Annotated in this window: 15 protein-coding genes and 1 tRNA gene; 11 read left to right on the forward strand and 5 right to left on the reverse strand. The window is 41.5% G+C overall.

Annotated elements, in window-relative coordinates; all coding sequences use genetic code 11:
* Positions 1-270 precede the first annotated feature (270 nt).
* Positions 271-1086, reverse strand: a complete 816-nt coding sequence (locus PQ469_RS10635) for a helix-turn-helix domain-containing protein (protein ID WP_274212952.1) — start codon at positions 1084-1086, stop codon at positions 271-273.
* Between the two features lie 53 nt (positions 1087-1139).
* Entirely contained in the window at positions 1140-2174 is a 1035-nt protein-coding gene (locus PQ469_RS10640) for an SDR family NAD(P)-dependent oxidoreductase (RefSeq protein ID WP_274212953.1), read from the reverse strand.
* A 14-nt stretch (positions 2175-2188) separates the two neighbouring features.
* Here PQ469_RS10640 and PQ469_RS10645 point away from each other — a divergent pair, with 14 nt between their 5' ends.
* On the forward strand, positions 2189-2329 hold the full coding sequence (locus PQ469_RS10645) for a hypothetical protein (protein ID WP_274212954.1): 141 nt from the start codon (positions 2189-2191) through the stop codon (positions 2327-2329).
* Positions 2330-2472: 143 nt separating this feature from the next.
* Here the strand turns inward: PQ469_RS10645 and PQ469_RS10650 are convergent.
* Positions 2473-2554, reverse strand: a tRNA-Leu gene (locus tag PQ469_RS10650).
* Positions 2555-2775: 221 nt separating this feature from the next.
* Between PQ469_RS10650 and PQ469_RS10655 the strand changes: the two genes are divergently transcribed.
* The 6 genes from PQ469_RS10655 (at position 2776) to PQ469_RS10680 (ending at position 9610) form a co-directional block, all read left to right on the forward strand.
* Positions 2776-3117, forward strand: coding sequence for a hypothetical protein (locus tag PQ469_RS10655; RefSeq protein WP_274212955.1), 342 nt, complete (start codon positions 2776-2778; stop codon positions 3115-3117).
* A gap of 35 nt (positions 3118-3152) precedes the next feature.
* Positions 3153-3614, forward strand: coding sequence for a DUF4268 domain-containing protein (locus PQ469_RS10660; RefSeq protein WP_274212956.1), 462 nt, complete (start codon positions 3153-3155; stop codon positions 3612-3614).
* 403 nt (positions 3615-4017) lie between these two features.
* Positions 4018-6486 (forward strand): glutaminase family protein, encoded by a 2469-nt coding sequence (locus tag PQ469_RS10665; RefSeq protein WP_274212957.1) that lies wholly within the window; start codon positions 4018-4020, stop codon positions 6484-6486.
* A gap of 478 nt (positions 6487-6964) precedes the next feature.
* Positions 6965-8287 carry an MFS transporter gene (locus PQ469_RS10670; RefSeq protein ID WP_274212958.1) on the forward strand — a complete coding sequence of 441 codons (1323 nt, stop codon included), beginning with the start codon at positions 6965-6967 and terminating at the stop codon, positions 8285-8287.
* A gap of 9 nt (positions 8288-8296) precedes the next feature.
* Positions 8297-9025: a (Fe-S)-binding protein gene (locus PQ469_RS10675; RefSeq protein ID WP_274212959.1), complete on the forward strand. Its 729-nt coding sequence runs from the start codon at positions 8297-8299 to the stop codon at positions 9023-9025.
* A gap of 45 nt (positions 9026-9070) precedes the next feature.
* Positions 9071-9610 carry a DinB family protein gene (locus tag PQ469_RS10680; protein ID WP_274212960.1) on the forward strand — a complete coding sequence of 180 codons (540 nt, stop codon included), beginning with the start codon at positions 9071-9073 and terminating at the stop codon, positions 9608-9610.
* Here PQ469_RS10680 and PQ469_RS10685 read toward each other — a convergent pair.
* Positions 9607-10206, reverse strand: coding sequence for a hypothetical protein (locus PQ469_RS10685; protein WP_274212961.1), 600 nt, complete (start codon positions 10204-10206; stop codon positions 9607-9609). The two genes, PQ469_RS10680 and PQ469_RS10685, sit on opposite strands and share 4 nt — an antisense overlap.
* A gap of 262 nt (positions 10207-10468) precedes the next feature.
* On the opposite strand from PQ469_RS10685, the gene thrS reads away from it, so the two are divergent.
* From thrS to rplT, 4 genes are all read left to right on the forward strand, one after another.
* Positions 10469-12394, forward strand: coding sequence for a threonine--tRNA ligase (gene thrS, locus PQ469_RS10690; protein WP_274212962.1), 1926 nt, complete (start codon positions 10469-10471; stop codon positions 12392-12394).
* A gap of 1 nt (position 12395) precedes the next feature.
* Complete coding sequence (gene infC / locus PQ469_RS10695) at positions 12396-12962, forward strand: translation initiation factor IF-3 (RefSeq protein WP_090647343.1); 567 nt, start codon at positions 12396-12398, stop codon at positions 12960-12962.
* A 124-nt stretch (positions 12963-13086) separates the two neighbouring features.
* Positions 13087-13287: a 50S ribosomal protein L35 gene (gene rpmI, locus PQ469_RS10700; RefSeq protein ID WP_090647347.1), complete on the forward strand. Its 201-nt coding sequence runs from the start codon at positions 13087-13089 to the stop codon at positions 13285-13287.
* Between the two features lie 79 nt (positions 13288-13366).
* Complete coding sequence (gene rplT / locus PQ469_RS10705) at positions 13367-13711, forward strand: 50S ribosomal protein L20 (RefSeq protein ID WP_076369188.1); 345 nt, start codon at positions 13367-13369, stop codon at positions 13709-13711.
* A 73-nt stretch (positions 13712-13784) separates the two neighbouring features.
* On the opposite strand, the gene PQ469_RS10710 is transcribed toward rplT, so the two are convergent.
* Positions 13785-14528 (reverse strand): SRPBCC family protein, encoded by a 744-nt coding sequence (locus PQ469_RS10710; protein ID WP_274212963.1) that lies wholly within the window; start codon positions 14526-14528, stop codon positions 13785-13787.
* Between the last annotated feature and the right edge of the window lie 164 nt (positions 14529-14692).

The following is a 14692-nucleotide window of genomic DNA, read 5'->3' on the forward strand; positions in this document are numbered from 1 at the left end:
GTAAACAGGAAAATAAGCGATTTTCCGTAGCAAAAAAAGAATTTTGCTTAATCCCCCGATGACCAACGCTAACGAAATCAGATCAGCTAATAGCTTTTCAAATTGGTTTAAACAAAAAAACCGATCAATTTGACCGGGTTTTTAATTGCTGTGCACCTGACGGTACAAAATTCGAACCATTTCTTAAGAGATTTAGCTATCTTGTATGAATTATTTGCCATTTAAGAGCTTTTAATAGACACAAAGTATCCTAAGGAAAGTTTCTCGAGTTTATTTAGCTTTTGACAATTTACTTGGTGTAAAACCAAATTGTTTTTTAAACGCATATGAAAAGTGTGAGAGGTTTTCAAAACCCGATTCTAAATAAATTTCAGAAGGTTTGCGGTTCTTTTCAGCCAATTGGTATCGGGCAAGTTCAAGCCTTTTTTGTGTGAGCCATTTCTGAGGCGTTGTACCATACACTTTCTTAAAATCACGCTTAAAGGTTGTCAAACTTCGCCCTGTTAGATAACTAAATTTTTCGATTGGCATGTTAAACATATAGTTACGCTCCATAAACTCAACAAGGTTAATTTTATGCGGCTCAGAAAAATCGGATAAAATGTGATCCATATTGCTTTTTATGGCTCTCAATATGGCTATTGCCTCCTGTATTTTCAACTCCGAAAGTTCGCGCGGCAATTTATACTCTAAGTCGAAGTAGGGAAGCATAGACGCGAAAAAACTATCCAGTAAAGGTCCTTTGGATAAAGGAATTATGGCATCACTTTTAAACACTGTAACAGCATCAATTTTTTTATGCTCGTAAAATGCTTTCAGTACATCTTGGGTCAACTTTACAATAATCGCCCTGTAGGGCAAACCGTCTTTTCCCGTTTTAACGAGCCGGGCCAACCGGTTCTTAGGGAACAAGAATGTTTCTCCTGCTTCAAAGAAGTAAGCTTTATTAGATTCGATTACTTTCAATTGACCTGATAAAACCCGGACTACAGAATGCTCCTCAGCAACGAGTTCACTATTTTGATGAACCGCTTCGCTACAGGTAAATACAATCTCTGCGTAATTATTTATTCGCCGTACCGCCATACTACAAAAGTAAAAAATAAGGCCCAACAGTACAGGTCTTACTTTTTTGTCTATTAAAAATTGAATTTTGTATTCGTGAGTTCCTCACTCAAAACCCAAAGCTTTTGTGCCGCATCGGGTTCCAGGGCAAACGGTGCCACACCGAACGTCCCGCCAGGGGTGCTCTTGCCTGCACTATTGTCGTAGGCATCGGGATTGTAACCGACAACTTCGACATCTTGCAGATAAACACCGCCTATATTTTGCAATTGCGGACTTGTTGCGGCCCATACTGTTGTGGCAGCGCCCTGCTCTTTAGTCTTAGACATTTTTTGCATTGCTGCCTGGGCTTCTTCATTGGGTGTGCCGTCAGCATTTACGACACCCAAAGTAACAAAATCTTCAAAGGTCAGGTGCCTGCCCAAATTGGTATCCAATATTAGACCGGGATGCAGTGTGTAAGCGCGAACACCAAACTCACGAGCTTTTTTATCTAGTTCAACAGTAAATAGCACGTTAGCTGTTTTAGACTGGCCGTACGCCTCAAATTTGTTGTATTCTCTCGTCTGATAATTAACGTCGTCAAAAAGTACAGGAGAATAATGGTGTGCCGAGGAGGAAACTGTCACCACCCTTGCTCCTTCTGCCTTCTTAAGGGCTTCCCAAAGTTCTGCTGTCAGTTGAAAATGCCCTAAGTGGTTTGTAGAAAATTGTGCCTCATAACCACGGGCGTCACGTTGTAAAGGTGTCCACATGATGCCCGCATTATTTATTAACATATGCAATGGCCTACCTGATGCCAGGAATTTTTCAGCAAAAGAAGTAATAGAAGCAGATTCCGTTAGGTTCATTGGCTCCACTTCTACATTGGCAACTTCTTGAAGGTTTGATTTTGCTTTTTCAGTATTCTTGGCAGGTACAATTACTGTCGCACCTGCCTGAGAAAACGTTTTGGTGATTTCAAGGCCAAGACCTCCGTCGCCGCCTGTCACAATAGCAATTTTTCCATTAAGATCCACACCTTTTATAACATCAGATGTTGTGGATGCTGCGTTGAAGCCTGAACCTACCGGTTTTTGCAAAGCCCCATTATAATTATTTTGTTCCATAATAATTGAATTTTATGAAAGCAAAATTAATAAATGGAGCAATTGGCTACTTTGTTTTAAAGGCCGAAGAACTTTGTTCTAAAGACCATAAAATCCCAATGTATTTTTTAAGTCAGTGTGGCAGTGGAATTACGATTTATAAAAAAGACTTTTGAACTTTTATAATTGGGCTGCCTGAACTCGAACCCATAAGTCTTTAAAATACAATTATTTAAAACCGAAAGCACTTTAAATAACCAATCTATCGAACCAAAAAAAGCCTTCAAAATCAACGATTTTGAAGGCTTTTACTTTTAAGTGCGGAAGAAGGGACTCGAACCCCCACGCCTCGCGGCGCCAGATCCTAAGTCTGGTGCGGCTACCAATTACGCCACTTCCGCATTAGGATTTTTAACAGGTCGCAAAGATAGTGTTTTAAGGTAAATTATAAAACATAATTTTTGTTTTTTGTTTATCTGCCTCATTACTTTGACATTAAATTTAAATTAATGTCATCAATTGAAATGGCGGCAGGTATTTGATTTAGTTTCTTTTGATGTCTCATCCGTCCGAACAATTTTCGCGCTAACTTGTAATACAACTAATAAACAAAAACTAAACTATGCCACGTACAGTAAGCTATCAAATCAATAAAGACAACGGAAGCCCTATAAGTATCATCATTGAGCCGGTACAAACCCAGTCGTCAAACAACAGCCTTGATTTTACGGGCGTTTACGCATTATATAAAGGCGACAGCCATGGTGTAGCCCACTTATTGGAACTGCAGGAAATAGCGCCCGAAATAGGGGATAGCCTACCGCTGGTAGAAGATGTACTTAACCCGGCTTTTTTAGGACGCCTGACCTACGATAACAACAAATTAAAGTGGGACTATACCGGCGGGCCCCTTTCGGCAAATGAACAGGCGCAGGTGGTAGCGTTTATACAAAGCACAAAATAATCTATAAATTCGCCGCGTAATAAATATAACAACTATTGTACTCGCGCGATCAGGCATCACAAATTAAACAGGCATTCTGGACAGCTTTTGGCCAATATATTGCGCCGCAGCCATCGGCCGATGGCTTACGCATTAACTGGGTTAATTATAAAACGGGCATCAAACACCTGCATTTTAAAATGCAGGCTGATAAAAGGTCGGCATTTGTTGGTATCGAAATTTCGCATCCCGATTTGGGCATGCAAGAACTCGTTTTTGATCAGTTTAAAGAACTTAAATTAGTATTTGACGCCAGCATAGGCGAGGAATGGGACTGGCTGCTGCACACTATCGATGATAACGATAAAACAGTAAGCCGTATCATCAAAACCCTGCCCAACGTAAGCGTATTTAACCAAAACGACTGGCCCGCACTAATCTCCTTTTTCAAACCCAGGATCATCGCCTTAGACGATTTCTGGAGCACCGCAAGTTATAGTTTCGATTTGTTTAAGTAGGTGTTTCAGATGTGCAGATATGCAGATTTTAGATGTGCAGATTTTAAATTTCAGATGATGGGATGATATTAAATGAGATGACGGTTTGATTTCTGCCAATGCCGTAATTAAAAAAACTGAATTTATCGAATTAAAGATTGACAGAATTTTGTCTGAATTTCGAATAATGAAGTAAAGGAGCACTAAGACTTAGTTCATTTTCAAATCTTCAAATTTTCACATCCTCAAATAATTTTTCATCTGCACATCTAAAATCTGCATATCTGCACATCCGCTTTCTACAATTCGTATCAATTAATCGTCTATTTGACGCTTTCTGGTAAAAGCGTTTATTAATTGAAAAAGAAAACCAAATATTTACCGTTGGTACTTATCAATCTATATAATAACACTACTAAAACACATGAAGAGGTTTCCATTAACCGTTTGTATTTCAATTTTGGGGCTGTTTGCCCGGGCGCAGGATGTTAAGGCGCCGGCTTATCCGCTTATTACGCACAATCCTTATTTCAGTATCTGGTCGTCTACCGATGATTTAAATGAATCAACAACTCACCACTGGACAGGAAAGGATCAGTCACTTTTGGGCCTGATAAAGGTGGATGGCGAGGTTTACCGTTTTATGGGTAAGGAACCGGTACACTACAAAACCCTGGTACCCGGCGGCGATGAAAAACCTTACGAAGTAAAGTATACCGAAACAAAGCCATCAGATAACTGGGCCGACGGAAAATTTGACGATACAGCATGGAAAACGGGTACTGCGCCTTTTAGCGACGACCCCAAGCAAGGCAAAACAGTGTGGACAAGCCGCGACATTTGGGTGCGCCGCGTGTTTACCTTCCATAAAGCAGACATTAATAAACTGTTCCTGAAACTTCACCACGATGATGAAACCGAAGTATATCTTAATGGCGAGAAAATAAACGTAAGCAGCGGCGCCAACGGCGATCTGCAAATGATGCCGCTTAAGGATGATGTAGCCGGTAAACTGAAGGAAGGCGAAAACGTATTGGCTTTGCATTGTACCAATACCGGAGGCGGTGCTGCCCTTGATGCTGGCTTTGCCGATGAACTAAAAGCTACCCAACATGCCGATATCCAGGTAGCTAAACAAACCCACGTTGAGGTTACGGCTACCCAAACCATGTATGCATTTAAGTGCGGCAAAATTGATTTGCAGGTAACGTTTACATCACCTTTGTTAATGAATAACCTTGATTTGATGGCAAGGCCAATATCGTACATTACTTACAGGGTAAAGTCAAACAATGGGCAGGCACACAACGTACAGGTTTATTTGGGCGCATCTGCGGATATTGCCCGTAACAAACCATCACAGCCTGTTACAACCCAAAAGTATGAAACAAGCACTTTGTCGGTATTAAAAGCAGGAACTATTGAGCAGCCTATTTTACAAAAACGCGGTGACGATTTACGGATAGATTGGGGATATATGTATGTTGCGGTGCCAAAATCGGCCGCTGCCACCCAGTATATCAGCACAGGTGATGAAGCGGTGACTTCGTTTTTTAAAAACGACAGTAAATCAACTGTAAAAGAAGGTACAGATGTGGTACTGAATACGGTAGTGCCATTTGGTAAAGTAGGTAAAACAACGGTTGAACATTTTGTTGAATTAGGCTACGATGATATTACGCCCGTTCAGTATTTTCATGTAAACTTAAAACCATACTGGCAAAACGCGCAAATTAAAACTATTGACCAGCTGCTGGCTAAAGCAGCAGCCGATTACCCCGTGATTACTAAAAACTGCGCGGCTTTTAACGCACTGATGTATCACGATGCTCTAAAAGCAGGTGGTGATAAATATGCTAAACTTTGCGTGTTGGCTTATCGCCAGGCAATAAGCGCTCATATATTGGTAAAAAGTTCGCAGGGCGAACTCTTATTTTTATCGAAAGAGAATTTTAGTAATGGATCTATTAACACTGTTGACGTAACTTATCCTTCGGCGCCATTATTCCTTATTTACAATCCAAAACTGATGGAAGGTATGCTGAATGGTATTTTCTATTTCAGCGAAACCGGTAAATTTCCGCATGATTTTGCGGCGCATGATTTAGGTACCTACCCGCTGGCAAACGGCCAAACTTATGGCGAAGGTATGCCGGTTGAAGAGTCGGGCAATATGCTGGCGCTTACAGCGGCCATTGTTAAAGCAAATGGTAATAACCCTGCTTATGCCAAAAAGCATTGGAAAACTTTAACCGCATGGACTAACTACCTGGTTCGTGAAGGCGGCGACCCGGCCAACCAGTTGTGTACCGATGATTTTGCCGGTCACCTGGCGCGCAATGCAAACTTATCTGCCAAAGCAATAGTAGGAGTAGGCTGTTATGCTCACCTTGCCGATTTAATGGGCGATAAAGCTACAGGCACTAAGTACAGGGCTATAGCCAAAGAAATGGTTGCCAAATGGATGAAACTTGCCGATGCCGGTGATCATTACTCGCTTGTGTTTGAAAAGCCAGAAACCTGGAGCCAGAAATATAATATTGTATGGGATAAAATTCTTGGCTTAAACCTGTTCCCGCAATCGGTTTACGACCGCGAGGTTAAATTTTATCTCAGCAAACAAAACGAATTTGGCTTACCATTGGATAGTCGTAAAACTTATACCAAAAGCGACTGGATTATATGGACAGCCACCCTGGCCAAAAGCAACGATGATTTTAAGACCCTTGTTGCCCCGGTTTACAAATACGCCATGGAAACCCCAACCCGCGTACCCCTAAGCGATTGGCACGAAACCACCGATGGCAAACAGGTAGGTTTCCAGGCGCGCAGCGTTGTAGGCGGATACTTTATCAAGGAACTACAGGAAAAGTGGAAACCAACGGTGAAATAAGCCCCACCCAAACCCTCCCCAGAAGGAAGGGCTTAAAAAATAAAGCCTTTTGCTACTTTGGCAAAGGGCTTTGTTTTTTAGCCAGTTTTAATTCTAACAGGGCATACGCGTGGAAATTGGGTTAACATAACTTAACACATTTTACGTATTTTATTTATAAATATTTGATAATCAATAATTTAATTTTATTCATGGTTAACATTAAAATGGTGCTTTGCGCAAATTTAAGCGCATCTAATGGTTGCCGTGTCCGGGCAACAAACACTAGGCATTGTTTGATGCTTACGCCTTTTTGGCATCATAAGCTTATTCCATTAGCTATTATTAAATAACACGTCATTGCCGCTCAATATTTAGAAGCGTTTACGCTGTAAAGTCTGCTCTGCTGGGGCGCATTGTTATTTAAGGAGTTAAATGAAGGCGTCGCAGTTAGCGTGGGCTTGTATCTCAATTCTTTTTCGCTACTTTTATCTTATCAATGGAAACCAAAAATAACAAGAAAACCATCCGGGCCTGGGCATTTTTTGATTGGGCCAACTCGGCCTATAACCTGGTCATCACCTCAACAATTTTTCCGGCATATTATGTGGCCATCACAGCTAACGCTAAAAATGGCGATAGGGTAATGTTCTTCGGTAAAAGCTTTGTGAATACCGCATTGTCAGATTATGCCCTTGCTGCTGCCTATATGGTGATGGTTTTGCTGCTGCCCATATTATCCTCTATTGCCGATTACAAGGGCAACAAGAAAATATTTATGCAGTTTTTTACCTGTATCGGCGCGTTATCCTGCTGTAGTTTGTTTTTTTTTACAAAAGATACTTTGGAGATGGGCATTATCGCCTTTGCACTGGCGGCCATTGGTTACAGCGGTGGTTTTGTGTTCTACAATTCTTATTTGCCGGAGATAGCTACCATTGATATGCAGGATAACGTGAGTGCCAAAGGTTTTACCTATGGTTACATTGGCAGCGTGTTATTGCAGCTAATCTGTTTTCTTTTTGTATTAAAACCAGAATGGTTTGGAATATTAGATAAAAGCTTCCCGGCAAGGTTATCATTTCTGCTGGTAGGTTTGTGGTGGATAGGTTTCGCTCTGATTCCTTTTTCTGTATTGCCCAAAGGTAGCCCGAATGCGGTGAGCCATGAGCACAATATTATCAAAGGAGGTTTTATTGAATTAGGCAACGTGTGGAAAAAAGTGAAAGGCATGCCACTGCTAAAAAGATTTTTGCCCGCGTTTTTCTTTTACTCCATGGGGTTACAAACTGTTATGCTTGTGGCAACGGGTTTTGCTGCAAAAGTGCTGCATATGGGTACGGCAGCACTCATTTCAATCATCCTGATTATACAACTGGTGGCCATAGGCGGCGCTACTTTAATGTCGAGGCTGTCGGGCATTTTTGGTAACGTGCGGGTACTTATCGGTACAGTAATTATCTGGATAGGTGTATGTGTAGCCGCATATTTTACAACTACCGATACCCAGTTTTATTTGGTTGCCGTTGTTGTGGGGCTGGTAATGGGGGGCATACAATCTATGTCAAGGTCTACCTATTCAAAATACCTTCCGGAAAATATTCCCGATACGGCATCATTCTTCAGCTTTTATGATGTTACCGAAAAGCTGGCTATAGTTGCCGGGGTGTTTAGCTTCGGTTTTATTGAAGAATTAACCGGCAGTCCGCGCAATTCAGTATTGGTGTTAGGATTATTTTTTATCGTTGGATTGTTTTTATTGTTTTCTTTGCTGAAAGCCGAAAAAAACAATAAAAATAATACGGAATTTAGCGCCGAATAATTTGTGCCGATGAAGATAGAGCTGTTTGTACCATGTTTTGTAGATCAATTATTTCCTGATACTGCTTTTAATACCATAAAAGTGCTGGAAAAGGCAGGCTGTAAGGTTAGCTTTAATCCAAACCAAACCTGCTGCGGGCAACCGGCATTTAACGCCGGTTTTTGGGATGATGCCAAAGCAGTGGGCAGTAAATTCCTGAATGATTTTTCGGAAGATAGCGTCATCGTTACGCCATCGGCGTCGTGTACGGGCATGGTGAAAAATTACTATAACGATTTATTTACCAATACAGCCCTGCACAATAAATGCCGGGCCATACAGGGTAATATTTACGAGCTGTCGGATTTCCTGGTAAACATCCTCCAGTTTGATTACTTCGGTGCCGAGCTGGATGGCAAAGCCGTTTACCACGATAGCTGCGCCGCCCTGCGCGAGTGTAAGATCAGGACAGAACCAAGGCAACTCCTCTCCAAAGTATTAGGCCTGGAGCTGCTCGAACTAAAAGATAACGAAACCTGTTGCGGCTTCGGCGGTACATTTGCCGTTAAGTTTGAAGCTATCTCTACAGCTATGGCGCAGCAAAAAGTAGACAATGCTTTAGCCGCCGGTGCAGAATATATCATCTCCACCGATGCGTCTTGTTTAATGCAGCTGCAAACGTATATCGATAAAAACAGCTTGCCTATAAAGACTATTCACCTGGCCGATGTTTTGGCGTTGGGTTGGGGGAATGTTTGAATTTTGGATTGGTTTTGATGATTTTTAGCTAACTGATAATTTATTATGAGAATAATAAACCCTCCACAGGCAAACGAATATCCGCCATATGCTATCATGTATATGAAGCTGGTGCCGGCAGATGGCTTACTGTTAAAGCACCTGCAAGATTGCTTCGATAGCATAAAACAATTAATATATGCATTACCAAATGAAGTTTTGTACTACAGGTACGCGCCAGGAAAATGGAGTATAAAGCAGGTGCTGGTGCATATTATTGACGATGAGCGCATTTATGCCTACAGGGCACTTAGGTTTGCGCGTAACGAAAAAAATGGCCTTATTGGATTTGACCAGGATGCTTATGCTGAATACTCTGATGCGGACAACCGGGAACTCGATAATATTTTTGAAGAATACGATGCGGTAAGGCGATCAACCATAGCCCTGTTTAATGGGCTGCCCGAAGACGCATTTAACAGAATGGGACATGGCACAGGCACAGCAAATGATGCCACTGTGAGGGCCTTAGCGTATCATATTGCAGGTCATGAACTACATCACATCAACATTATTAAAGAAAAATATCTCTGCGAAAGGTTCTAATTTCTTTCAACATCCAATATCTGCTCTTTTTTATCCATTAGTTTCAAATCGGCGGTACTTATGCCATCTTCTTCGGTTTCAAACTCCTTGCTCTTTAAATTATCAATATCCGACTCCAGATTTGTTTGATACTTATTGGCAAGGCAATATATGCTGTCGCCAACAACTCTGTTAACCTTAATCAGGGTGTATGCGTTATCCTTTAATTTAATTTGAAGGATATCATCCTTTTTGAGCGAAGTAATCATACTGCTCACCTTTTTTGCCGTTTGCCTGCCGGAAATAGTTACGCCTACTGCTATCAGTGCGATAATAAAAACACCAGAAAATGTCCATACAGGTATCGCGGTATGCTTTTTAATATTGTAATAGCTCATTTTGAGCGAAGGTGTCATCTGGTTGAATTTTAACACCTGTTTGCAATTGGTACATTGCGAAACGCCGGTTTTACCGATTGGAAAAAACGGTATCCAGTAAACATGCGCGTACCGCTGAAATACGTTCATCTGCATTACATTACCTGCGCCGCAGGCCGGGCATGCATCTGCAATAAAATCGGTTTTTCGAAGGGTAGCTTTGATGCCGTAGATGATCATTGTTTGGTGTGATAAAGGTTATGGAAATGAAGTTGATTAAACGATTTGAAAATAATCAAAAATTCAATCTAAAAAAATAATAGTTGATATCTTGATGCTATGTGGCGCATATGTGTTTACTTACCACTTTGTTCAAATCCGAAATCGAAATTCCCAATTCCGAAATCCTAAAAATAATCCTATTTTTGCACCTCAAAATATACAATCACTTTGTAGGTGATTGTGCAAACGTAATTTTATAAACTTTAAATCATAGTTGTAGATGATTAGTATTACACTTCCCGATGGTTCCGTTCGTCAGTACGACAAGGGGATCACTTCCGCCCAGATCGCGTTGTCGATCTCTGAAGGATTAGCGCGTAACGTTTTAGCAGCCGAAGTTGATGGCGAGGTTTGGGATGCCAGCCGCCCTATCGAAAAAGATTCGCACGTTAAATTATTAACCTGGAACGATGCTTCAGGTAAATCAACTTTCTGGCATTCATCGGCCCACTTATTGGCCGAAGCTTTGGAGGCGCTTTATCCGGGTACCAAATTTGGTATCGGTCCGGCTATCGAAACCGGGTTTTATTATGATGTAGACTTTGGTGATCGTGAATTTTCGTCAGATGAGTTCAAAAAGATCGAAGATAAAATTATTGAGTTAGCTAAAACCAAAGAGGAGTACATTCGCAAACCGGTTAGTAAAGCCGATGCTATTGAGTATTTTACTGATAAAGGGGATGAGTATAAACTCGACCTCATCAAAGATCTGCCCGATGGCGCCATTACATTTTACACACAAGGTAACTTTACCGACTTGTGCCGCGGGCCGCATATCCCCAACACCGGTTTTATAAAAGCTGTTAAACTCATGAGCGTTGCCGGTGCTTACTGGCGCGGCGACGAAACACGCAAGCAATTAACCCGTATATATGCTGTAACTTTCCCTAAGGCCAGCGAACTTACCGAGTATCTGCATATGATTGAGGAAGCTAAAAAGCGCGATCATAGGAAATTAGGTAAAGAGCTGGAACTGTTTGCCTTCTCAGAAAAAGTAGGTATGGGCTTGCCCTTGTGGTTGCCTAAAGGAACAGCCCTGCGCGAACGCCTGCAAAACTTTTTGCAAAAAGCACAGGTTAAAGCCGGCTACGAGCAGGTAATTACACCACACATCGGGCATAAAAACCTGTATGTAACATCTGGTCACTATGAAAAATATGGTGCCGATTCGTTTCAGCCTATAAAAACCCCGCAGGAGGGAGAGGAGTTCTTTTTAAAACCAATGAACTGCCCGCACCACTGCGAAATTTATAAAACAAAACCACGATCATACAAAGATCTTCCGGTCCGTTTGGCTGAGTTTGGTACTGTATACCGATATGAGCAAAGCGGCGAGCTGCATGGCTTAACCCGTGTGCGTGGCTTTACACAGGATGATGCCCACTTATTTTGCCGTCCCGACCAGGTAAAGGATGAATTTAAAAAAGTAATTGACCTGGTATTGTACGTGTTCAAGGCGCTGGGCTTCGAAAATTATACCGCCCAGGTATCGTTACGTGATCCGGATAATAAAGCCAAATACATCGGTACCGACGAGAACTGGGCGCTGGCTGAGTCGGCTATTATTGAAGCGGCAAACGAGAAAGGCCTTAAAACTGTTGTAGAATATGGCGAAGCTGCGTTTTATGGCCCAAAGCTCGATTTTATGGTGAGAGATGCCCTGGGCCGTAAATGGCAATTGGGAACCATCCAGGTAGATTATAATCTACCTGAGCGTTTTGAACTGGAATACACCGGCAGCGACAACTTAAAACATCGCCCTGTAATGATCCACAGGGCGCCATTTGGATCAATGGAACGCTTTATTGCTGTGTTAATTGAGCATTGCGCAGGTAATTTCCCGCTGTGGTTGTCGCCTGAGCAATTTATTATCCTGCCGATATCAGAAAAATACGAGGAATATGCAAAAAAACTTTCTGATGTGTTAAAAGATTCCGATATTTGCGGGCTGATTGATTTCAGGGACGAGAAGATAGGGCGTAAGATACGCGATGCTGAAGTCAAAAAGATCCCTTATATGTTGATAGTGGGTGAAAAAGAAGCTGCCGAAGGCATGGTTTCTGTAAGGAAACATGGTTTGGGCGACTTGGGAAGTATGAGCATAGAAGATTTTAAAGAACAAATAATTAAAGAAATAAAAGTATAACTTGGCATTAAACAAACCTTTCAATAGAGGACCAAGGCTTCCTTTTAAGAAAAAAGAAGCTGAACACAACATCAATCAATTCATTAGGGCTCAGGAAGTTCGCCTTGTAGGTGATAACGTAGAGCAAGGTATTTTTTCATTAAGAGATGCCCTTGCTATAGCGCAGGAGCAGGAACTTGACCTGGTTGAAATATCTCCGAACGCCGTACCTCCGGTTTGTAAAGTAACGGACTATAACAAGTTCATTTACGAACAGAAGAAAAAGCTTAAAGAGATAAAGAGCAATGCCAAGCAAACTGTTATAAAGGAGATTCGTTTCGGGCCGAATACTGATGACCATGACTTTGAATTTAAATTAAAGCATGCCATTAAGTTTTTGGAAGCCGGCGAAAAGGTGAGGGCTTACGTACACTTTAAAGGCCGTGCCATTGTTTACAAAGAGCAAGGCGAGATATTACTACTTCGTTTTGCACAGGCATTGGAGGATGTAGGTAAAGTGGAGCAATTACCAAAGCTTGAAGGTAAAAGGATGTTTTTAACCCTTGCACCTAAAGCGGCAAAAAAATAATTTTAAATGTGCGAATTTCAGATGTGCAGATGTGCGGATGAAAAAAGCATTAAAGATCAAACCCGCGGGTGTAATGATTTGCACATTTGCATATCTGCACATCTGCACATATAATTAAATAGTTATGCCAAAAATGAAAACCAATTCCAGTGCTAAAAAGCGCTTTAAGCTTACTGGAACAGGTAAAATCACTCGGAAGAATGCATTCAAAAGCCACATCTTAACTAAGATGTCGACTAAACGTAAGCGTAACCTTGGCCACACCAGCTTAGTTTCTAAAGCTGATAGTGGAAATGTTAAACGCATGCTTTGCATCGGAAAGTAATTCACAATTTTTTTTAACCAGGTATTAGAGTTTTAAGTTCGGCTGTAAAGGCAGGCACTCACTACCAAAATCAAACAACATGCCACGTTCAGTTAACGCAGTAGCGTCGAGAAGACGCCGGAAAAGGATCATGAACCTCGCCAAAGGTTATTGGGGTTCACGCAGCAAGGTTTATACCGTTGCAAAAAACACAGTAGAAAAAGGTTTACAGTACGCTTATCGTGACCGTAAAACCAAGAAAAGAGAGTTCAGGGCTTTATGGATCCAGCGTATCAACGCCGGTGCCCGTCAGCACGGAATTTCTTACTCTCAATTAATAGGTAAATTAGCAGCAAAAGAAATCGGTTTAAACCGTAAAGTATTGGCTGATTTAGCAATGAATCATCCTGATGCTTTCAAAGCCGTTATTGATGCAGTAAAATAATAACATTCACCGGCAGTTTGCCCTTGAATTTAAAAGCCGCCTTGCGTTTTGCAAGGCGGCTTTTTTTATGCTTTTAAGATATAATAATAACCTCCGGCGTATCAAAAGATGCTTCGAATCCGTTATCAAGGTCCATATACTGTTTGAAGTTTTGTACGTCTTTGTCAACCATGTTTTTAAACAACGGGTTCAAAACCTGCGCTATGCCAGCGCCTATGCCGCCTGCGGGCGGTTGGTAACTAATCACAATATCAACTACGGTGCCTGTGCCGTCAACCGTATCCTGGAAACGTACCTTGCCTGCATTATTAATGGCCGAATCGGGTAGCGAACTCCAGCCTATCATTTCGTTTGGCTCATCCTTCACAATTTCGGCATGCCAGCTTACGGTTGCCATATCGGCAGGTAGTTTTAAAACCCAATAAGAATATTTAGAGTCGATAATTTCCACGCTTTCCAGGTGTTTCATAAACAAGGGCAGGTTATCCAGCTTTCGCCAAAAATTATAAACCTTATGCCTTGGTTGGTTTACCGTGAATGACGACCGGATATTAACGTTTATAGGACTGGTAGAAAGTTTGCCAATGCGCTTATAAAGCTCACAATGCCCTGTAAGGCCGCGGTTTAACAGGTAACCACCCGCGCCAATTTTTAAAACACTTGAAAATGGGCTCGAGAAAATGTTCTTAAAGCCCGACCAGCCGAGTTTTACACCACCAATGATAGATGTATAACGTTCCGGCCAGTTCAGGTTTACCCTGTCATCGCCATAAAGTATGGGAAAATTATCTTTGTATTCAATTATGGTAGTTGCCATGTGCTTGTTTTAATGGTACTAAAACTAAACGCAGGATGGCGAGGTAAGTTTTGTTGAATTGTATTTTATAACACGAATTGGACTAATTGAGGTAAATTGCACGAATTAAGAAACGCAAATATTAACACTAATTGCCGCGGATTGTATCTAATTACACAAACTAA

The sequence above is a fragment of the Mucilaginibacter sp. KACC 22773 genome (assembly GCF_028736215.1).
Taxonomy (GTDB): domain Bacteria; phylum Bacteroidota; class Bacteroidia; order Sphingobacteriales; family Sphingobacteriaceae; genus Mucilaginibacter.